18 protein-coding genes, 2 tRNA genes and 1 pseudogene are annotated in these 18,191 nt (G+C 66.8%); 9 read left to right on the plus strand and 12 right to left on the minus strand.

What is annotated here, in order from left to right; translation table 11 throughout:
* Both E8A12_RS22360 and E8A12_RS22365 read right to left on the minus strand, forming a co-directional pair.
* Positions 1-530, minus strand: a 530-nt coding sequence (locus E8A12_RS22360) for a TolC family protein (RefSeq protein ID WP_293373058.1), incomplete at its 3' end; no start/stop codon positions are given.
* A 144-nt stretch (positions 531-674) separates the two neighbouring features.
* Positions 675-1,247: a protein-L-isoaspartate O-methyltransferase gene (locus E8A12_RS22365; protein WP_293373060.1), complete on the minus strand. Its 573-nt coding sequence runs from the start codon at positions 1,245-1,247 to the stop codon at positions 675-677.
* A gap of 148 nt (positions 1,248-1,395) precedes the next feature.
* On the opposite strand from E8A12_RS22365, the gene E8A12_RS22370 reads away from it, so the two are divergent.
* Positions 1,396-1,469 (plus strand) — tRNA-Cys (locus E8A12_RS22370).
* Between the two features lie 371 nt (positions 1,470-1,840).
* On the opposite strand, the gene E8A12_RS22375 is transcribed toward E8A12_RS22370, so the two are convergent.
* Positions 1,841-3,925, minus strand: a complete 2,085-nt coding sequence (locus tag E8A12_RS22375; RefSeq protein WP_293373063.1) for a prolyl oligopeptidase family serine peptidase — start codon at positions 3,923-3,925, stop codon at positions 1,841-1,843.
* 176 nt (positions 3,926-4,101) lie between these two features.
* Here E8A12_RS22375 and E8A12_RS22380 point away from each other — a divergent pair, with 176 nt between their 5' ends.
* The 3 genes from E8A12_RS22380 to E8A12_RS22390 all read left to right on the plus strand — a co-directional run bounded on the left by E8A12_RS22380 (position 4,102) and on the right by E8A12_RS22390 (position 6,376).
* Positions 4,102-4,917: an ATP-binding protein gene (locus E8A12_RS22380; protein WP_293373065.1), complete on the plus strand. Its 816-nt coding sequence runs from the start codon at positions 4,102-4,104 to the stop codon at positions 4,915-4,917.
* Positions 4,918-4,945: 28 nt separating this feature from the next.
* The gene (locus E8A12_RS22385) at positions 4,946-5,494 is read left to right on the plus strand and encodes a LuxR C-terminal-related transcriptional regulator (RefSeq protein ID WP_293373067.1); all 549 of its coding nucleotides are present in this window, start codon (positions 4,946-4,948) and stop codon (positions 5,492-5,494) included.
* A gap of 87 nt (positions 5,495-5,581) precedes the next feature.
* A complete protein-coding gene (locus E8A12_RS22390) occupies positions 5,582-6,376 on the plus strand; it encodes an ATP-binding protein (RefSeq protein WP_293373069.1) in 795 nt (264 codons plus the stop codon).
* Between the two features lie 224 nt (positions 6,377-6,600).
* On the opposite strand, the gene E8A12_RS22395 is transcribed toward E8A12_RS22390, so the two are convergent.
* The 4 genes from E8A12_RS22395 to E8A12_RS22410 form a co-directional block, all read right to left on the minus strand.
* Complete coding sequence (locus E8A12_RS22395; RefSeq protein ID WP_293373071.1) at positions 6,601-7,302, minus strand: response regulator transcription factor; 702 nt, start codon at positions 7,300-7,302, stop codon at positions 6,601-6,603.
* Positions 7,303-7,313: 11 nt separating this feature from the next.
* Positions 7,314-7,748, minus strand: coding sequence for a response regulator (locus E8A12_RS22400; protein WP_293373073.1), 435 nt, complete (start codon positions 7,746-7,748; stop codon positions 7,314-7,316).
* Between the two features lie 172 nt (positions 7,749-7,920).
* Positions 7,921-8,073, minus strand: coding sequence for a hypothetical protein (locus E8A12_RS22405; RefSeq protein WP_293373075.1), 153 nt, complete (start codon positions 8,071-8,073; stop codon positions 7,921-7,923).
* 30 nt (positions 8,074-8,103) lie between these two features.
* Positions 8,104-9,099 (minus strand): WYL domain-containing protein, encoded by a 996-nt coding sequence (locus E8A12_RS22410; RefSeq protein WP_293373077.1) that lies wholly within the window; start codon positions 9,097-9,099, stop codon positions 8,104-8,106.
* A 75-nt stretch (positions 9,100-9,174) separates the two neighbouring features.
* On the opposite strand from E8A12_RS22410, the gene E8A12_RS22415 reads away from it, so the two are divergent.
* Positions 9,175-9,459 (plus strand): hypothetical protein, encoded by a 285-nt coding sequence (locus E8A12_RS22415; protein WP_293373079.1) that lies wholly within the window; start codon positions 9,175-9,177, stop codon positions 9,457-9,459.
* Here the strand turns inward: E8A12_RS22415 and E8A12_RS22420 are convergent.
* Together E8A12_RS22420 and E8A12_RS22425 are read right to left on the minus strand one after the other, a co-directional pair.
* Positions 9,456-9,821, minus strand: a complete 366-nt coding sequence (locus tag E8A12_RS22420) for a DUF6285 domain-containing protein (RefSeq protein ID WP_293373081.1) — start codon at positions 9,819-9,821, stop codon at positions 9,456-9,458. The genes E8A12_RS22415 and E8A12_RS22420 overlap by 4 nt on opposite strands.
* On the minus strand, positions 9,818-10,816 hold the full coding sequence (locus tag E8A12_RS22425; RefSeq protein ID WP_293373083.1) for a phosphotransferase family protein: 999 nt from the start codon (positions 10,814-10,816) through the stop codon (positions 9,818-9,820). The genes E8A12_RS22420 and E8A12_RS22425 overlap by 4 nt, the downstream gene beginning before the upstream one ends.
* A gap of 119 nt (positions 10,817-10,935) precedes the next feature.
* On the opposite strand from E8A12_RS22425, the gene E8A12_RS22430 reads away from it, so the two are divergent.
* Positions 10,936-12,273 (plus strand): acyl-CoA dehydrogenase family protein, encoded by a 1,338-nt coding sequence (locus E8A12_RS22430; RefSeq protein ID WP_293373085.1) that lies wholly within the window; start codon positions 10,936-10,938, stop codon positions 12,271-12,273.
* Between the two features lie 7 nt (positions 12,274-12,280).
* Positions 12,281-12,616, plus strand: coding sequence for a gamma-glutamylcyclotransferase family protein (locus E8A12_RS22435; RefSeq protein WP_293373087.1), 336 nt, complete (start codon positions 12,281-12,283; stop codon positions 12,614-12,616).
* On the opposite strand, the gene E8A12_RS22440 is transcribed toward E8A12_RS22435, so the two are convergent.
* Positions 12,613-14,025, minus strand: a complete 1,413-nt coding sequence (locus E8A12_RS22440) for a Mur ligase family protein (protein ID WP_293373089.1) — start codon at positions 14,023-14,025, stop codon at positions 12,613-12,615. The two genes, E8A12_RS22435 and E8A12_RS22440, sit on opposite strands and share 4 nt — an antisense overlap.
* Positions 14,026-14,336: 311 nt before the next feature.
* On the opposite strand from E8A12_RS22440, the gene E8A12_RS22445 reads away from it, so the two are divergent.
* Positions 14,337-14,412: transfer RNA gene (locus E8A12_RS22445), tRNA-Asn, on the plus strand.
* Positions 14,413-14,654: 242 nt separating this feature from the next.
* Here the strand turns inward: E8A12_RS22445 and E8A12_RS22450 are convergent.
* Both E8A12_RS22450 and E8A12_RS22455 read right to left on the minus strand, forming a co-directional pair.
* On the minus strand, positions 14,655-15,728 hold the full coding sequence (locus E8A12_RS22450; protein WP_293373091.1) for a serine hydrolase domain-containing protein: 1,074 nt from the start codon (positions 15,726-15,728) through the stop codon (positions 14,655-14,657).
* 312 nt (positions 15,729-16,040) lie between these two features.
* Positions 16,041-17,216 (minus strand): acyltransferase, encoded by a 1,176-nt coding sequence (locus E8A12_RS22455; RefSeq protein ID WP_293373093.1) that lies wholly within the window; start codon positions 17,214-17,216, stop codon positions 16,041-16,043.
* 576 nt (positions 17,217-17,792) lie between these two features.
* Between E8A12_RS22455 and E8A12_RS22460 the strand changes: the two are divergent.
* Positions 17,793-18,191 (plus strand): annotated as a pseudogene (locus tag E8A12_RS22460) (M20/M25/M40 family metallo-hydrolase); the annotation flags it as partial.

The raw sequence follows: 18,191 nt of genomic DNA on the forward strand, positions 1-18,191 counted from the left end.
CGCACCCCCTCCTGGTCGCGGCGCACGTCGGCGTAGGACTGGATAACGGCCAGCATCACCTGGGATTCCACGCGCCGAAGGCTCTCGCGACCCGACAGAATGTCGGCCTCGGCCGCAGAGACGGCCGCCGCGGTCCGGCCGCCAGTCCAGAGGGGTTGGTCGAGATTGAGCCCCACGGTGCCGGTGTTGTAACGGGCGATCCCGGAGCCGGTCGCCGGCACGAAGGTGTCGGGAATGCCGTCGCCATTGGTGTCGATCAGCGTGCCGCGGGCCGCTTTCGGTGTCCGCGTCTCAAGCCAGTAGCTGTCACCGGTGAAGCTGAGCTGCGGGCGATAGCCGGCGCGGGCCTGGAGGTAGGTTTCGTCCAGCGCCCGCTGGCTGGCGCGCTGAGCCAGTAGGTTGGGGTTGGTCTGATAGGCGAGCGAAAGCGCGTCGGCCAGCGTCTCTGCGCAGGCCGGCGCCGCGGCTGCGCCCGCAAAGCCCGCACTGAAAATCGCGGCGAGCAGCCGTCCGCGAAGGGTCTTCGGCATCAGTTATCCCCGTAGAGTCGAGCGACTTGTTCTCGTTGGGCGGAGTTGTGTAGCCAACCGCGGCGCCCAGTCACCTTAAGCTTTTTTCACCCCGGACTTTGCATCCGATTGGCTTCTGAAATCACTCGTGGTGAGTTTTGAAGACTATTCGAAGGCGAAACCATGTTCAGCAGCGAAGCCTTCCAGCACCGGCGGCGTGGCGTCGAACACCTCCCGGCGGCCCACGCCATCCTCGGCCCGGACGTAGACACAGGCCTTGCCCACGGGCCCGTCGCGCTCGATCACGCCCAGGCGTCCGCGCAGCGCCAGCGCCGCGGTCCAGGCCCCCGGCGCGCGGCCCACCGCGCCCTCGCAGACGATGACATCGTAGGATCCGGCGGGCGGCTGCGACAGATCGCCGTCGTCCAGGCGGATCACCGAGAGGCCGAGATGTTCGAGCAGGGCCGCGGCGTAGGGCGCGGCGATCGCCAGGGCGCGTTCGCCCGGCATAGGACGCACGGCCTGCATCAGCTTGGCCAGATCGCGAGGCTTCAGCAGGCTGCGACCGGAGGCATACTCCACCTCGATATCGGCATAGGCCAGATAGGCCTTGGCCGGGACCACAAAGCTCTCGCGCGCCAAGGCGCGCATGGCGTCGTGCAGGCGCACGTCGGTGACGTCGGCGGGGCGCACCTGGCTCTCCACCATGTTCAGCCGGGCGGCGGCGAAATCGGCCATCCTTGAAGGGTTCCTTAGGCGCGAGCGGACTCTGGTGCGGCTTATAGGTCTCCCCCCAGCCCCAAGGCAATCGCGCGGGTCGCCGCGGAGCCCTAGCCGGCGCTGTTGCCCTGGGGGAGCCCTTCTGTTAGCGATCCGCCCCTCCGGCGGCCTGATGGCGGAGTGGTGACGCACCGGACTGCAAATCCGTGAACCCGGGTTCGATTCCCGGTCAGGCCTCCAACCTTTTTCCCCCTCGTTGAGGCGGAATTCCATCCGACGGTTTGAATCGCTTAGGAAGCATCGAGGCTGATGGATTTCCTGACGGTTCAAACCCGTGACGGCGGGCTCCCCCTCGTCGGGCGGCTGCATGGCATTTTGGCCTCTTTCACGTCGGACGAGGACCGCGCCCTTCTCGCCGCCAACTCCTGGTCACCATGCACGTGGGACCTGAGACCTCCGGTCACGCGTTCGGGTCGCTGCCGGAGGGCAGCGCGCTGATCTGCCGGCTCGTCCACAAGGCTCTCCTGGACGCCGCGAAGCTCTGCACCTAGGGGCTGTGGGCCCACCCCGGACGTAGAGGGACGGGACGCCGCGGCGCGCGCGGCGGGCTTCTAATCCATCAGCCGCTGGGCGAGGTAGGTGTACTCCAGTGCGATGCGCATGGCCCGCTCGTTGAGGTTGGCCGAGGCCGCGTGACCTCCGTCGACGTTCTCGTAGTAGAGGTAGTCGTAGCCATACTCCTTCAGCCGCGCAGCGGCCTTGCGGGCGTGGGCCGGATGCACCCGGTCGTCCTTGGTCGAGGTCTCGAGAAACACCTTCGGATAGGGCTTGCCGGGCGCCAGCTTCTGATAGGGCGAATAGCTGTCGAGGACGGCCCGCTCGGCCGCAACCGCCGGGTCGCCATACTCACCCACCCACGAGGCGCCCGCGCCGATGTGGGTGTAGCCGATCATGTCGAACAGCGGCACCTGGATGACGATGGCGTTGTAGAGCTCCGGATGCTGGGTGAGCGCCACGCCCATCAGCAGGCCGCCATTTGAGCCGCCCTCGATGCCGAGCTTCTTCGGTGACGTGATCTTGCGCGCGATGAGGTCCTGGCTGACCGCGAAGAAGTCCTCATAGACCCGCATGCGGTTCAGCTTCAGGCCGGCGTTGTGCCAGCGTGGCCCGAATTCCCCGCCGCCGCGGATGTTGGCCAGCACATAGACCCCGCCCTTCTCCAGCCAGAGCTTCCCGGCCATCGAGGCATAGGTCGGCGTCTGGCTGAGCTGGAAGCCGCCGTAGGCGGTCAGCAGGGTCGGCGCCGTCCCGTCGAACTTCAGGCTCTTGGGCCGCACCACCCAGTAGGGGATCCTGGTCCCATCCTTGGACACCGCCCAAAGCTGCTCGACCACATCCTTCGAGGCGTCGAACCTCGCCGGCGAGGTCTTCAGCGTCTCGGCCCTGCCGGTGGCGCCGTCGGCCAGCCACTGGCTGGAGGGCGTCAGGAAGCTGGTCACCGCCACGATCATCCGGTCATCGACGTCGGAGGCCGAGGACACCGAGATGGTGGAGTCCTTTGGCAGGTCGGCCGCCGTCGAGGTCCAGGCCCCGCCGGCGTGGCGGAAGTTAAGCAGCTTGGCCTTGACGTTGTCGTAGAGCACGACCGCCAGACGGTGGCGGGTGCTGCTGACCTCGTCGATGGCCTGGCTGAGGCTTGGCCTGAGGATCAGGGTTCCCTTCAGGTCGGCGGGATTGGCCGACACCGCCGCCAGGTCGAAGGCGATCAGGTCGCCCTCCTTGAAACCCTTCTGCGGCCAGTCCTGTTCGAGGGTCACCACGAGTTGGCCGTCCACATAGGCCTGGATGGTCGACTTCTTCGGCAGGTCGACCTTTTCCGGACCCCGCGGGGTGATCAGCTGGATTTCGCTGTTGAAGAAGTCGAGGCCGCGGGTGGCCAGGAACGCCGCCACGGCTCCGTCCGGCTCGCGAAGCACGACCGGGCTCACCGAGACGTCAGTCTTGACGCCCCGGAAGACCTCGCGCGCGGCGGTGAGCGGCTGGCCCCGCTTCAGGGTCTTCAGGACGTAGGGGTAGCTGGACTGCGTAAGGTCGCCCGGCGCCCATTCCGTGGCGATAGCCAGGGTGTCCTTGTCAATCCAGCTGACGTTCGACTTGGCCTGCGGGATACGGAAGCCGCCGTCCACGAAAGCGCCCGCCTGGATGTCGAACTCACGGACCTCGACGGCGTCCTTGCCGCCGTCGGAAAGCGACACCAGGCAATACCGCTCGGCCGGCTTCAGGCACTGAGCGCCCTTGAAGACCCAGTTCTTGACTTCAGCCTTGGCGAGCGCGTCGACGTCGAGGATCGTCTTCCATTCCGGCGTCGCGGTGCGGTAGCTCGCGAGCGTCGTGGTGCGCCAGACGCCGCGGACATGGTCGGCGTCCTGCCAGAAGTCGCGCAGGGTCCCATCGGCGCCGAGGGCCACGGCGGGGATGCGGTCCTTGGCCGTGGCGATCTTCAGGGCGTCGGCGTAGAGCCCGGCGTAGCGCGGGTCGTTCTGCAGTTGCGGCAGGGAGCGCGCGTTCTCCGCGCGGGCGAAGTCCAGCGCCTTCGCACCCTCCGCGTCCTCCAAATAGACGTAGGGATCGGGGGTCGGCGCCGCGCCCATGAGGAATGCTCCTGCCAACAGGGCGGCGATCGCACGCACGATCATGATGTCGAAACTCCCCTGGCGTGGGCCCGATAGAGGGCGATGCGGGCGCGAAGCTCAAGACCTCATTCGCCGCGCCAGGGCCCCGAGGGCAGCCCTTAGGTGTTTGCCCTGATTGATCGAACCCCGACGAACGGCAGAATGGACGGTGCTTGAGCGGGGGGCCTGGAGGCGAGCCCATGGATACGGTCTGGTCGGTCGCAGGAGCTACGCCCCCCGAAGAGGGTGGAGCTCACGAAGCGCGGCTGCGGGCCCAGCTGGGTCAGGCCTGGAGCCTCAGCGCCATGGGCGAGATGGCTTCGGTCCTCGCACACGAACTCAACCAGCCATTGTCCGCCGTCACCAACTATCTGCGCGTCGCGCGCACCCTGATCGCCGAACTGGAGCTGGCCGACGATGCCCTCATCGATGCGGTCCAGCGGGCCGGCGACCAGGCCATGCGAGCCGGTGAAATCGTCCGCACCATGCGCGACCTCGCCGCCCGCGGCGCCGCCGAACAGAAGCCTGAAAGCCTCTCGGCCATCTTGGCGGAAGTCGAGTTCATCATCGAATCAATGGTCGGCGACGCCGATGCACGCGTATTCTATGCCTTCTACCAGGGCATGGACGTAGTTTTGGCTGACCGTATTCAGATTCAACAGCTTGTTCTTAACTTGGCGCGCAACGCGATTGATGCAATTGGCAAGTCACCCATCCGAGACATTAAAATATCCACTCGGCTGGACGTAGATGGTCGGATGTTAACCACAGTTGAGGACAGCGGTCCCGGCGTTGATGCGGCAATTATGAGCCAGCTCTTTCAGCCTCTGGTCAGCACCAAGCCCCTCGGAATGGGACTAGGCCTTTCTATTTGCCGCGCTATAGTCGAACACCACGGCGGGAGAATATGGGTCGAACCCAGCTCGCTGGGAGGCGCTGCTTTTAGTTTTGTACTGGCGCGGACGGTGAACAGTGATGACACAGCCGCCCAATCGGAGCGTGTTCGTCGTCGATGACGACGCCGCCGCGTTGGACTCGCTCGTCATGCTGCTCCGATCGGATGGACTCAACCCTAGCGGGTTTTCTTCCGCCCAGGCTTTCCTCGATGTGCTGCCCCCCGAAGCCCGCGGCTGCATCGTCAGCGACGTTCGAATGCCGGGCATGGACGGCGTCGAACTGCTGAAGACCCTCAAGCGGCGCCACTGCCTGATGCCGGTGATCCTGATCACCGGCCACGCAGACGTCACCGTCGCCGTCCAGGCGATGAAGGCCGGCGCCGCCGAATTCGTGCAGAAGCCCTACGAGAGCGACGTGCTGCTCGGCCATGTGCGCGCGGCGCTGGAAGAGAACGACGAGGCGATGGACGCCAGTTCGCGCCGCCTGCGGGTGCTGCGCCGCATCGACAGCCTCACCGCCCGCGAACGCCAGGTCCTCGACCTGATCATGCAGGGCGCCAGCAACAAGGCCATCGCATCTGGCCTGACCATCAGCCCCCGCACGGTGGAGATTTATCGCGCCAACGTGATGTCCAAGATGCGCGCCGAAAGCCTCTCGGAACTGATCCGTATGACCTTGGCCAGCGGCGTGGCTTGACACCGGTATGCGCGAGCTAGGGGATTTTACCTAGGTAGTGGCGCCCGGGTGAAATCGTGGCGGCTTTGTGTTTGATTCGGCCCTGCCATGCGTAGCCCAATTTCAGCGTCCCCTCTGCCGCAGGCGGCCCCGGCCGCCAACGACGGTCAGGCTTCGGCCGCCGAGCGGCTTGATGCGCTTCGCCGCATGTCGGGCGCGCTGACCCATGATTTCAACAACCTGCTGGGCGTGATCCTGAGCGCCAACGAGCGCCTGGCCGCCGAGCTCGCCGAGGGCAGCGAGGCGCAGAGGTTGGCGCTGCTGGCTTTGGAAGCCGCCGAACGCGGCGCGGAGCTGTTGCGCCGCACCCTGGCGCTGGGCCACGAGCCCGCGCCGGAATTAGACGCCGTCGACTGCGGCGAGGCGATGCGTACGGTGCGCCGCATGGCGCGCCAGGCGATCGCCCCGGATATCCGCCTGAAGGTCTGCCTGCCGGTCCAGCCGTTGCACTGCGCCGGCGACCGGACGGGCCTGGAGATGGCGCTGCTCAACCTGTGCCTGAACGCTGGCCACGCGACGCCGGCCGGCGGCGCCATCAGCCTCGACGCGCGGCAGGTCCGCCTCGATCGATCCGACCGCCTCGGCCTCGCCGCCGGCGACTATATCGCCCTGACCGTCCGGGACACCGGCGCGGGCATGGCGCCGGAGATCCTGGCCCGCGCCACGGACCCGCTGTTCACCACGAAGGCGACCGGCACGGGCCTTGGCCTGAGCTCCGTCCGCGACTTCGCCGCGAGCGCTGGCGGAGCGCTTTCGCTCTGGTCCCGCGAGGGCCACGGCACGACGGCCACGCTGCACCTGCCGGTCGTGGCCGCCAACGCCTTGAGCGCGGCGGCGGCGTAAGCCACCACTTCCAAGCGCCGCGTCATCCTGGACACCGCACAGCGCCTGTCCGGCCCGCGCAGACACCAGGCTCTCCGACAAAACCACGCACGCTCGGCGCTCAGGGGCCCTGTCTTCGCGCGCCGCGAAACCGGGATGACGGGGATCGACTGTCCCTGCCCCCAGCAAAAAGGGCCGGGCGCCGCTTGGCGTCCGGCCCTCTTGGCAGGGGATGATCCGTCGGATCAGGCGGCCATCGCCTGGCGTTCCTCGGGGGTGTCACGCAGCATGTAGCCGCCGCCCCAGACCGTCTCGATCTGGTTGTCGCCTTCGGCGGCCCCGGCCAGCTTCTTGCGCAGTTTGCAGATGAACACGTCGATGATCTTCACCTCCGGCTCGCGCAGGCCGTTGTAGAGGTGGTTGAGGCACATCTCCTTGGTCAGGACGGAGTTCTTCCTCAGGGAGAGCAATTCCAACACCTTGTACTCGCTGGGCGTCAGGTGCACCGGCGTACCGCAGACCTCGGCGGTGCGGGTGTCGATGTTGAGCGCGATGTTGCCGGTGCGGATGATCGATTCCGAGTGGCCGCGCGAGCGACGGACCACCGCATTGATCCGCGCCGCCAGTTCGGCCTTGTGGAACGGCTTGGTGATGAAGTCGTCGGCCCCGCCGGACAGCGCCTTGACCTTGGTTTCGATGTCCCCGGAGGCTGTCAGGATGATCACCGGAGTGCGGATCTTCTTGGCGCGGATCGCGCGCAGCACCTCCATCCCCTCCATGTCGGCCAGGTCGAGGTCGAGCAGCACGAGGTCGTAGTCGTAGACGCTGCTCAGCTCGACGGCGTCTTCGCCGAGATCGGTGGTGAACACGTTGTGCCCTTCGGCCACCAACTTCAGCTCGATGCTCTTGGCCGCCACCGGATTGTCTTCCACAAGAAGGATATGCATTTTCAGTCCCCTTACCCAGCTAAGTGATTGGAATGGTTGTTGAGAAGTCGGTTCGCGAGCGCCACGATCTGCGACGTGCGGAAGGGCTTGGCGAGGACCTCGTCGGCCCCCAGATGCCGGGCCCAGCTCAGGTAGTCACGACGCCCGCCCGGACCTGCGCCGGAGATGGCGATGATCATCGGGGGCCGGGGCCGGCGCTTGATTTGCAGGATCGCGCCGATGCCCTCCATCTCGGGCATGACGATGTCGGTGACGACCAGATCGGGTCTGTAGCTGTCCAGCGCGAGCAGGCCTTTGCGGCCATTCTCGGCGGTGCGGGTCATGTAGCCGGCGTCGGCGAATGCCTGGGCCATCAGGCCCAGCAGGACCGCATCGTCATCGATCAACAGGACCTTGCCGCCGGGGCGGCGGTCGGAGTCTTGCGGGACGAGGCGAAGGGCGGGCATCGCGGCGGGTCTCAGCGGTTGACTTATGGTTAATGCTTTTAACCACGCTGATTCGCGCGAATCACCCTGAGGCGACTACCTACGGGGTTTCCCGTATGGGTAGAGCTAGTAGAATCCCCTAGTGGCGCTTACGGAGCCGGCGGGTCCGGCTCCTCGGGATTTCACAATAGATTCAAGCTCGCTCGCGCCAAATGGCAAGCGCCAGGCGAGGGCGCGCCAAAAAGAGCGCCGCCCACACGGCCAACACCGCAAGCCGCCGCAGGCCCTGGCGGCGCGGGCGGATCTGGGCTTCGTACAACTGGGCGTAGTCGGCGATCACGGACATCGGGTCTCTCCACTTGCGATGGAGGGAGGTCTAGGCGCTGGGCACGACAGATCCGGACGCATGGGTGCGGCGGGCGATTTCAATCTGTTCGGCCAGGGTCGACTTCAGCCCTGGGGGCGACAGCACCTGAATCTTGTCGCCCCAGGTGAAAAGGTGCCAGGCCAACTCCAGCATGCCGCTCGCCCGGAAGCGGACGAGCACCGAACCGTCGGCCTCGGCCTCGACGCTCTGGTGGGCGTGGAAGCGCCAGCGCAACGCGTCCTCGGCGCCGCTCGGGGTCACCCGCAGCACCACATCGGCGGTGTCGTCATGGAAGATGCCGAAGCTCTGGTCCGCATAGTCCTGTAGGGAAAAGCCGTCGGGACGTATCGCGGCCTGGTCGGCCACCGCGACATCGGCGATGCGGTCGAGGCGCCAGTTGCGCGGCCCCTGCCCTTCGTCGGCCACCAGATAGTTCGACCGCCCGAACAGCAGGCCAAAGGGCGTGACCTCGCGAATCCGGCCGGGCGTCGCCCCGCCCTCATAGCGGAACCGCAGGCGCCGCATGGAAAGCAGCGCCTCGCGCAGCGCGGCCAGCACGGTCTCGTCCTCGAAGGGCCTGGGCCCCGCCGTCACCGCGATCGTCTCTGCCTGCAACAGCGCCTCAAGGTCCGGCGCCAGCTTGCGCCGCGCCGCCGCGCGGGTCGCCGACAGGACCTTGCGCTCCAGGGACTTGAGCGCGCCTGCCCGCGCGCTTGCGCCCTGCTGGGCGAAGACCTCGGCCGCGGCGGCGAGCGCGGCCAATTCCTCCGCCGTCGGGGCCTGGAAGAGCCCATCGAGTCCGGAGGGAATGCGGAAACGCCGCGTGGGCGGATCATCGACTTCCTCGAGCTGCGGGAAGACGTCGCGCACCGCGTCGCGCATCCGCTCAGCCGTGCGCCGGCCAACGCTCAGACGTTCGGCCATTTCGTCCAGGGTCAGGCCTTCCGAGGTGGCGGCCAGCATCCGCGCCAGCTCCAGCAGCCGTCCGGCCTTTTCGTGCCGCATAAGAAGGTACGTCCGATTCTGTCGTTGCGACCGATCAGACCTGAACGCGTTGAAACCCGCAACGGAGTTCAGTTCATGGCCTACCGCACCTTCCGCCCCCGCCTCGCCCCTCGTCCGATTGAGATGGCGGCTTTCGAACGCCCGGCCCTCCCCGGCTCGGTCGTCGACGCCGTGCTGCGTTTCCACGACGAGGAACAGGACCAGGGGTCCGGCCACACGCTGTTGCGGCTCAGCGAAAAGCGCCTGCGCGCGCCGGAGGTGAAGAAAGCCCTCGGCAAGCTCACCGGCCGCGCCGCCAACGTCGCGATCCTATGGAACGACGACGAGGGCCAAATCATCCGGGTGCTGGAGGCGGCTTAAGGCGGCGCCGAGCCCTCGTGCCGATAGTTCGGCTGGTCGATGGCCAGCTGGTCGAGGACGTTGGCCTTCAGGGCGGCGAGCAGGCCGGGGGTCTCCACGGTCATCTCGCCAGCCCGCAGGCGACGGCACAGGTCGGCGTTGAGCTCCTCGAAGGTTCCGCGGTAGTCCAGGAGCACCGTCAGCCGTTCGGTGGCCGCGGCCTGGGCCGCTGGGCCCAGCGTCAGCTCCCGGCCGATGACCCCCAGCACATTGGCGGAGACCCTGGCCAGGAAGGCGTTGCGCGGATCGAGGTCCGGCCGCAGTTCGTCGATCCAGCGGGCCACCGCAGTCGTCAGTTCCTGGGCCTTGGGATGAGTGATCACAGGCCCGCCTCCATGAGGTTCGCCAGGTCGATCTCGGTTTCCGAGACCCGGCGGCCGATCATCGGACGCTCCACCGAGGCCTCGAGGCCGCCGGCCCAGCTCTGGTACATCATCAGGCACATCACGCCCCACTTGAGCGAGCCCAGCGCCTGCCAGGTCCGCAGCCGCTTCAGCGACACCGGCGCGCCGCCCGCCGCCTCGTAGCCTTCCAGCAGGTCGGAATAGTCGCCGAAACCGCCGACCGGTCGGTCGGGCCGCCCGAAGCGCCAGGAGTTGACGCAGATCCAGCCCAGGTCTTCCGCCGGGTCGCCGATGTGCGACAGCTCCCAGTCGAGCACCGCGGCGACGCCCGTCGTCGGCGAGATCATCAGGTTCCCGTTCCGGAAATCGCCATGCAACAGCACCAACGGCGCAGGCTCTGGCGCATGGATCTTCAGGTGGTGGAAAGCCAGCTCCAGGATCGGCCGCTCGGCGCCGGAGGCGCGGTAGACCTCCTCGTATCGCGCCAGTTCGCCCAGGAAGTCGGCGGTCTTCAGGCCCGCTTGCGCCGGCGGCGGCGTGGCGTGGATCTGGGCCAGGATCTCCCCGCACTGGCGGGCGAGCTGCGGGCGCACCGCGTCGAACCGCGGATCGGAGACGATGCGCCGACCCAGCGTCTCGCCGGCGATCCGCTGGGTCACGTGACATTCGCCGAGACCGTCCTGCTCGTCGCAGAGATGGACCAACGGCGGGGCTGGCGCGCCAGTGGCCCGCACCGCAGTAATCAGCGACGCCTCCCCCGAAAGACTGATCGAGCGTGAGGCGTCCGGGTCGAAGGGCGCGGAACGCCGTCGCAGGATCAGGTCGCGGCGCGCGGCGCCGGGCGCCTCGACCGCGAAGGCCCAGGTCTCCATGCTCGCCCCGCCGGACAGCCGTTCGGCCGCGGCCAAAACCGCGCCTTCGCCCCCCAGCCGCTGGGCCAGCCGTGGCAGGGCGGCCAGCACATCCACACTCATGACCCTACGGTATCCCCGACATCATCCATAGTTGACCCGATCAGGCGGGCGTTCCGGCGGCTTGTAAATGGCCCAGTTGGGCTAAGGTCGATCCAAAGAACGCCTTGAGGGAACGCGCCATGGACTTCGATCTGCACCCTGAACTCGTCGCCTATCTGGCCGAACTCGACGCCTTCATCGAGGCCGAGATCAAGCCGCTCGAACAGCAAGACGACAACATGCGCTTCTTCGACCATCGGCGCGAATACGAGCGCACCGACTGGGAAGCCGGCGGACTGCCGAAGAAAGAATGGGAAGCCCTGCTGGGCGAGGCGAGGCGCCGAGCGGACGCGGCTGGCCACCTGCGGTTCGGCTGGCCCAAGGAACTGGGCGGCAAGGGCGGCACTCAGCTGGAGCTGGCGGTGATCCGCGAGCACCTCGCCGCCAAGGGCCTCGGCCTGCACAACGACCTGCAAAACGAACACTCCATCGTCGGCAACAACCCCTTCATCCTGATGTTCAAGGAGTTCGCCACCAACGCCCAGTACGATCGCGACTCCGAGAAGCTGCTGGCCGGCCAACTTCGCACCGGCTTCGGCCTCACCGAGCCCGAGCACGGCTCCGACGCCACCTTCATGGACACCACCGCGGTCCGCCAGGACAAGGACGGCAAGCCCGGCTGGCTGATCCGCGGCGAAAAGATGTGGACCACGGGCATGCACGTGGCGACGCACGTGATGGTCTTCGCGCGCACCAGCGGCAAGGACGGCGACGCCAACGGCATCACCTGCTTCATCGTGCCCGCCGACACCCCCGGCGTGAAGATCGAGGAGTACCTCTGGACCTTCAACATGCCGACCGACCATCCGCGGGTCAGCTTCACCGACGTCTGGATCCCGGAGGACAGCTACTGGGGCCAGATCGACCAGGGCCTTCGCCTCGGCCAGAGCTTCGTGCACCAGAACCGCATCCGCCAGGCGGCCTCGTCGCTGGGCGCGGCCGTCTATTGCATCGAGGAGAGTGTGAAATACGCCCGCGCCCGCAAACCCTTCGGCAAGGCGCTGGCCGAGAACCAAGCGATCCAATGGCCGCTGGTGGAGCTGTCCACCCAGGCCGAGATGCTGCGCCTCCTGATCCGCAAGACCGCCTGGCAGATGGACCGGATGGAGCACAAGGAGATCGAGCGGCAGATCTCCGACAAGGTCTCGATGTGTAACTACTGGGCCAACCGCCTGGTCTGCGAAGCGGCCGACCGGGCCATGCAGGTGCACGGCGGAATCGGCTATTCGCGCCACAAGCCTTTCGAGCACATCTACCGCCACCACCGCCGCTACCGGATCACCGAAGGCTCCGAGGAGATCCAGATCCGCAAGGTCGCCGCCTATCTGTTCGGCTACGCCGGGCCGAAGCGCGCCCAGTTCAAGGAAGCCGGCATCGGCGCCGACGAGTACGTCCAGCCGGTTCCAGCCCGGCCATGAGCGCCCAGTGAGCGTGGAACATCGCCTGGCGGTCTACGGGACCCTGGCGCCTGGCCGTTCGAACCATGGGCAACTTGCCGGCCTGAACGGAGTCTGGAGCCACGGGACCGTGCGCGGGACCCTGCATCAGGCAGGCTGGGGCGCAGGCGAAGGGTATCCGGGCCTGACGCTCGACCCCGAGGGCGCGGAGGTGGCCGTGCAGGTTTTCACCTCGTCGGACCTGCCCGCGCACTGGGCGAGGCTCGACGCCTTCGAGGGGACGGACTACCGCCGGGTCGCGGTGACAGTCATCGGCCCGGACGGCGATGCGGTCGAGACCTTCATCTACGCTGTGAGCAGCTAGGCTGCCGCCTTGCCGCCGTAAAGGCGGTCGAACACCGGCGGCAGCTTGTCCGGCAGGCCGAGCAACGGCCCCGACGACAGCAATAGGACCACCTCGTCTCCCTTCAATCCGCTGAGCGCGCGGATGGCGTCATCGGCCGTGCGCACGCCCTCCACCGGAACGCCGGTGGAGGCGGTGCGGGCGAGGATGTCCTCAAAGCTCGACTGGTGGTGGCTGGCTGCGCCGTGGGTCGGCGGTGGGACGATCAGCACCCGGGCCGCGCCCTCGAACACCGTGTCGTACCAGGCGAGCGCATCGGCGCTGCGCCAGGAGAAGGTGTGCGGTTCGAAAACCACCGTGAGCGGCCGGTGTGGATAGTGCAGCAGCAGGGCCTCGATGGCCGAGCGGGCCTTTTCGTAGGATGAGCCAAAGCCCTCGATCACCGGCACGGCCGAGCCTGCGGTCAGCCGGTCCAGGCGCCGCCGGATGCCCGCGAAACTGGCCACCGCGGCCTGCATGTCCGCCTCGCCGACCAGGCCGCGCTCCAGCAGGTAGGCGCAGACCCCGACGATGTTCTCGATGTTGTGCGCGCCAAGCAGGCTGGTGGTCATGGCGATCCGTCCGCCGTCCGGTCGCATCAGCGTGAACCGCGTCGTGTCGCCAAAGACCACCTCGTCGGCCCACCAGCCGTCACAGCGACCGGTGTCGTACCAGACGATGCGACTGGCGGTTTCGCGCGCGATGGCGCGGATCGCCGGATGCTCCCGGGCGACCAGCAGGCCGTCGGCCGGAATCAGGCGAAGGAGCGCCCGGAACGGAGCCTCGTATTCGGGGAAGGTCGGGAAGACATTGACGTGGTCGTGCACCAGCGAGGTCAGCAGCAGGTCGCGTGGATGGTAGAGCAGGAATTTCGAGCGATGGTCCTTGGGCCCCACGATGTACTCGTCGCCTTCCAGCACCACCTGGGGCGCTGTCCCCCAATGGCCGGTGTCCGGCAGAGACGGCGAGATCGCGCCCACCATCCAGCCCGCGTCGCAGCCCGATTGGCTCAGCACATGGGCCATCAGGGCCGAGCAGGTGGACTTGCCGAACGAGCCGGCCACGACGGTGTTGAGCCGCCCCTCCGTCGCCTCTCCCACCAGCTCCGGGAAGCTGGCGATGCGCACGCCACGGGCGCGGGCGGCGGCCACCTCGGGGTTGGCCTCGCCGCCCAGCTTGGCGCTGGCCCCCAGCACCAGGACGTCGAGGTCCGGCGGCAGGTTGGCGGCGCCGAATCGCCCATAGAACGGAAATCCCAGCCCCTCGACATAAGTCGACATGGGCGGAAAGACGTCCTCGTCGGAGCCGGTCACCTGATGGCCGGCCTCGCGCATCATCAGGGCCGCGGCGCTCATGCCGGCCCCGGCGACGCCGGTGAAGTGGATGCGCATGCGCTTCAGCGCTTCCTTTCGACTCGCTCGGCCCCTCAGGCCCCACGACTAAACTACCGGCGGGCCCGCTCCAATCCGGCCCGGACCGCGCCACCTTTCGAACGCCTTACGAAGGCGGGGCATCGTTAACCCCGCCTTAACTACGTGAGTCCAACCTCACGAGGTCTTCCTTGAAGACACCCCACCAACACCGACTTTCAATAGCCCGGCGCTCGCGTCGGGCTCTTTTTTCGGGTGGGGCGCTTGGCGGCTTTCAGCCGGCTTGCGCCGGATCGGTTGCCAACGTATACCCCCGCCCCTCGACGGCCTGATCCCGGATAGCTCAGCTGGTAGAGCAGTCGGCTGTTAACCGACTTGTCGCAGGTTCGAGTCCTGCTCCGGGAGCCATCGATATTTATCAATAAAATCAATATATAATATGGCCAAAAAAAGCAGCGGCCGCGGCCGCCTTGAGTCGAGTGGCGACACCTTCTGACTGTCCAGATGACGCTGGATCGTGGGTATCGGGAGGCCGTCGGAGAAATTGGCGCCAAGCTGGGGCCCGTGACCCCGACCTGTTCGACGTCTGCGATGCGCCACGAGCGGACTCAGGCCACCGGCCAGGAAGAAGACTTTCCGTTTCCAGTCTATCAGCCGATCGGGCGCGTCGCCGGAGCATCGTTAGCGCCCAGCAATTGTTGAACGACATCGTCAAAGAGGTCGAAGGCCAGCGGTTGGTCGCGGTTGGCAAGGATCACGATCGCGTAGCCGTCGGGAAAGGCCCTGACCTGCGCACTACTCCCTGGAGACACGCCGTTGTGGCCGATGAAGCGGCCACCGCCCTTCAACGGACCGCCGGTGTCGAAATGGGTCTTGTCGCCGTTTTGCAGGGTGATCGTCCCGTTCAGCAGGCGGTCTGTGTGGGCTGGATCCAACAGCTCGTCCGTCTTCAGCGCGCGGACGAACCGCAGCAAGTCGTTCGCGGTCGTGAAGCCGCCGCCGTCCGGTCCGCCCTGGTAGGTCAAATAGCCATGGGCGTCCGGCGTATCTCGCAGCCTAACGACCGCCGGGACCGTCGCGCGCACAAGCCGACCTGAGACGGTCATATAGGGTGTGGCGCGGCGCGGGTCGCACTGTTCCTCGGGCCGATTGTCGGTCGACGACATGCCGGCCCGCGCGAAGACGTTGCGCTGGACGTAGTCCCGATAGCTCAGTCCGCTGACCTCTTCTATGATCCGACCCAGGATTTCGAAACCAAAGTTGCTGTATCTCTGCCGGGTTCCCGGCGGGAATTCGGGGCCACGGCTCCCGAAGAGCCGGATAAAATCGCTCGGCGTCCGCAGCTCCGCTTGATGCGCATCGAAAACCGGCCCGAACTCATCGCCTGTCCCGCCCGCATGCGCCATGAGGTCGGCGACGGTGACAGAACTGGTGATCTCGGCGTTCGGATAGTCAGGGATGTAGGTCTTGATCGGCGCGTCGAGATCAAGTTTGCCGGCCTGCACGAGCTGCATGACGGCGACTTCGGTGAACAGCTTCCCGACCGATCCGAACCGGAAGCGGGTCTCCAGAGTGTTCTTGATTGCGTTGCCGTTGTCGGCGAGGCCGAACGCCTTCGCATAGATCGTGGCGTCGTCCTTGGTGATCAGCAACACGCCGGCGAACCGGCCTGAAGCCGTCTCGGCGTCGAACCGCTGATCGATAGGCTTCAGATTCTTCGGCAAGGGATCGTTCGGCAAGGACCAAGCAACCGCGGCCAACAGAGCGATGCCGACCCCAAGACCCAGGCAATAGACGGGTTTTCGCGTCATCCATCCCTCCGATCAAACCGTCCTGGACGATGGCGACGCTTCCCGTTCTGAGGCAATCATGAAGCGAGGTGACACGCCTGCCCCGATTTCGGAGTCGCGCCAGGAGGGGTCATTGGATCGGCGCCAGAATCTCGCCGTTCCGTCGCGTCGGGCGCCGCCGCCGCGAACGATGAGTTCGGGACTTGTATCCCTGGCTGTTCGCGTCCCGTTGCGGATCCTGCGGCTCTAGCGCGTGTCTCCGAGCGTCGCGGCCACGGCCAAGGAGCTACGGGAGGGGCCTTCGAGGCGATCCCTGAGCTTCAGGGCGGGTCGCTCGACCATCCAATAGAGCGCCGCGCCGACGGCGAGGGCGCCCAGAAGTGCCAAGGCGAACGCGGCGCCCTGCAGCGGCGCCGGCAGCTGTGGCGCGACGAGTTGCACCGCGTGGAAGACGGCCTTGTGGCTCAGATATAGGCTATAGGCGCCAGCGGCCAAGGCGCCCGCGCCCGGCACCGGATATCGGCCGATCAAGGAACGATTCTCGGCGCCGGCCATGACGATCAGCACGATGCTGAAGGACAGGAACGGGAAGCCCAGAACCGTGGGCCAGAACCCGGCGATCTGACCATGGAAGACGAACGTCGAGGCCACCACGCCTAGTAGCCCCGCGGCGAGCAGCAGGTTCGGGCGCGCGGTGATCCTGTTCCAGATCGCGGGGCGGAAGGCGCGGATCGCCGCGGCGGCGATCCCCATCAGGAGGCCATCGAGGCGGGTCCCGGTCGGGTAGTAGATCAGCCGCATGTAGGCACCGCTGCGCGGTGCGGCGGCGATGTCGAAAGGCGTCGCGCCGACGGCGTGCAGCCAGAGATAGCCCCTCAGCGCCATGCCCAGGACGACGACGAAGGCCAGCGCGCCGACGACCTTTGCTGGCGTCGGACGAAGCGCGATCAGGGCCACGACAGCCGGGAAGATCAGATAGAATTGCTCCTCAACACATAGGGACCAGACGTGGGAGAAGGCCTTGGGCGTCGACATGTCGACCAGCCAGTTCTCGCTGAAGGTCAGGAACTGCCACAGGGGCGCGATGTCCGCGCGATCACGAACCCCTGGGATGAGGAAGTACACCGCCACCACCACGAGATAGGCCGGAAGCGTCCGCAGCAGCCGCCTGGCGAAGAACCGCGAGTAGCTGGGCGCCACGCCACGCGCCCAAGGTCGAAGCAACTGCCCCGCGATCAGAAAGCCGCTCAGGACAAAGAACAAGTCCACGCCCATCCACCCGAAGCGGACCAGCCAATGGTCCTGCGAGGTAAGGTCGAATAGAGAGCCGTGATAGATCATGACCCACGCGATCGCGGCGGCGCGGATAAGATCGAGGCCCGGCAAGCGACGCGCAGGCGCGCGGGCGGTGCTCTTTTCCACGGGCGAAACTCGAGCTGGGGATGAATGGAAAGACGTTGTGATCTGGAGCCCGATTCGGCCAGTCCACTAGTGTTGCGACGCAGTGAATTTGACGGGTTGGCTCGGCCCACAGATGGCTGGCCATCGCGACGCGACAGGCGGTCGCTCAAAGAGTCATAATCACTGCGTCGGAACACTAGGCGACCCGCTTCCAATTCGCAGAGATAAACTTCACGGGGGAAGGCGCCTGCATTCCACCCTGTCCTGTGGTTGCCAGAGTCCCCATGGTGGCGGCCAGCGACGCGTCCACTTTCAGGCTGCTTGGCGCCAGAAGCTGACACTGGGCTGGTGCCCCGAGGCAGACCTTCAGGTCCCCCGCCCGTCCAGGTTCTCAACCGACCCGTTGCTGATCGTCGGGGAGTCCGCATACGCTCAGGCCCGAAAATCCGCCGGGAGCGCACGGACATGGACAAACCGAAGCCGCCGCAGGGAGTCCGCCGGTCTCTGAAGCAAGTCGTTGGTCTCGGTGGCCGGATACCCCAGCGGTTCGGCCAGCCCGAGGCGCGCCCTATTGCATTCGCGGGACGTGTCGCGGTCATGGCGGCCCTTGTCCTGGCGGTCGCGCCCCTTACGGGTTTCGCCGGGACGCCGGCGCCGCAAAACGCCCCTGGCGAAGCGGCCTTCCGGGCCATGTTCAAGGAAATGGTGGAGACCGACACCAGCGGCGCCACCGGTGACTGCACGGCCCTGGCCAACAAGATCGCCGCCCGCATGCAGGCCGCCGGTTTCCCGGCCGCCAACTTGAAAATCCTGGTCCCCGAGGGCGCGCCGAAGGCCGGCAATCTCGTGGCCTGGCTGCCCGGCAAGGACCCGAAGGCACGAGCCGTGCTGATGCTGGGCCATATCGACGTGGTGAACGCGTTCCGCGCCGATTGGACGCGCGACCCGTTCACCCTGATCGAGGAGAACGGTCAGTTCTACGGCCGCGGTGTCTCG

It is taken from the genome of Phenylobacterium sp. (assembly GCF_004799395.1).
Lineage (GTDB): Bacteria > Pseudomonadota > Alphaproteobacteria > Caulobacterales > Caulobacteraceae > Phenylobacterium.

Excerpts from the sequence above, each read along its gene's own strand:
- E8A12_RS22365 (WP_293373060.1), bottom strand. The coding sequence starts at position 1,247 with ATGGCCGATTTCGCCGCCGCCCGGCTGAACATGGTGGAGAGCCAGGTG.
- E8A12_RS22375 (WP_293373063.1), bottom strand. The coding sequence starts at position 3,925 with ATGATCGTGCGTGCGATCGCCGCCCTGTTGGCAGGAGCATTCCTCATG.
- E8A12_RS22380 (WP_293373065.1), top strand. The coding sequence starts at position 4,102 with ATGGATACGGTCTGGTCGGTCGCAGGAGCTACGCCCCCCGAAGAGGGT.
- E8A12_RS22385 (WP_293373067.1), top strand. The coding sequence starts at position 4,946 with ATGCTGCTCCGATCGGATGGACTCAACCCTAGCGGGTTTTCTTCCGCC.
- E8A12_RS22390 (WP_293373069.1), top strand. The coding sequence starts at position 5,582 with ATGCGTAGCCCAATTTCAGCGTCCCCTCTGCCGCAGGCGGCCCCGGCC.
- E8A12_RS22395 (WP_293373071.1), bottom strand. The coding sequence starts at position 7,302 with ATGCATATCCTTCTTGTGGAAGACAATCCGGTGGCGGCCAAGAGCATC.
- E8A12_RS22400 (WP_293373073.1), bottom strand. The coding sequence starts at position 7,748 with ATGCCCGCCCTTCGCCTCGTCCCGCAAGACTCCGACCGCCGCCCCGGC.
- E8A12_RS22405 (WP_293373075.1), bottom strand. The coding sequence starts at position 8,073 with ATGTCCGTGATCGCCGACTACGCCCAGTTGTACGAAGCCCAGATCCGC.
- E8A12_RS22410 (WP_293373077.1), bottom strand. The coding sequence starts at position 9,099 with ATGCGGCACGAAAAGGCCGGACGGCTGCTGGAGCTGGCGCGGATGCTG.
- E8A12_RS22415 (WP_293373079.1), top strand. The coding sequence starts at position 9,175 with ATGGCCTACCGCACCTTCCGCCCCCGCCTCGCCCCTCGTCCGATTGAG.
- E8A12_RS22425 (WP_293373083.1), bottom strand. The coding sequence starts at position 10,816 with ATGAGTGTGGATGTGCTGGCCGCCCTGCCACGGCTGGCCCAGCGGCTG.
- E8A12_RS22430 (WP_293373085.1), top strand. The coding sequence starts at position 10,936 with ATGGACTTCGATCTGCACCCTGAACTCGTCGCCTATCTGGCCGAACTC.
- E8A12_RS22440 (WP_293373089.1), bottom strand. The coding sequence starts at position 14,025 with ATGCGCATCCACTTCACCGGCGTCGCCGGGGCCGGCATGAGCGCCGCG.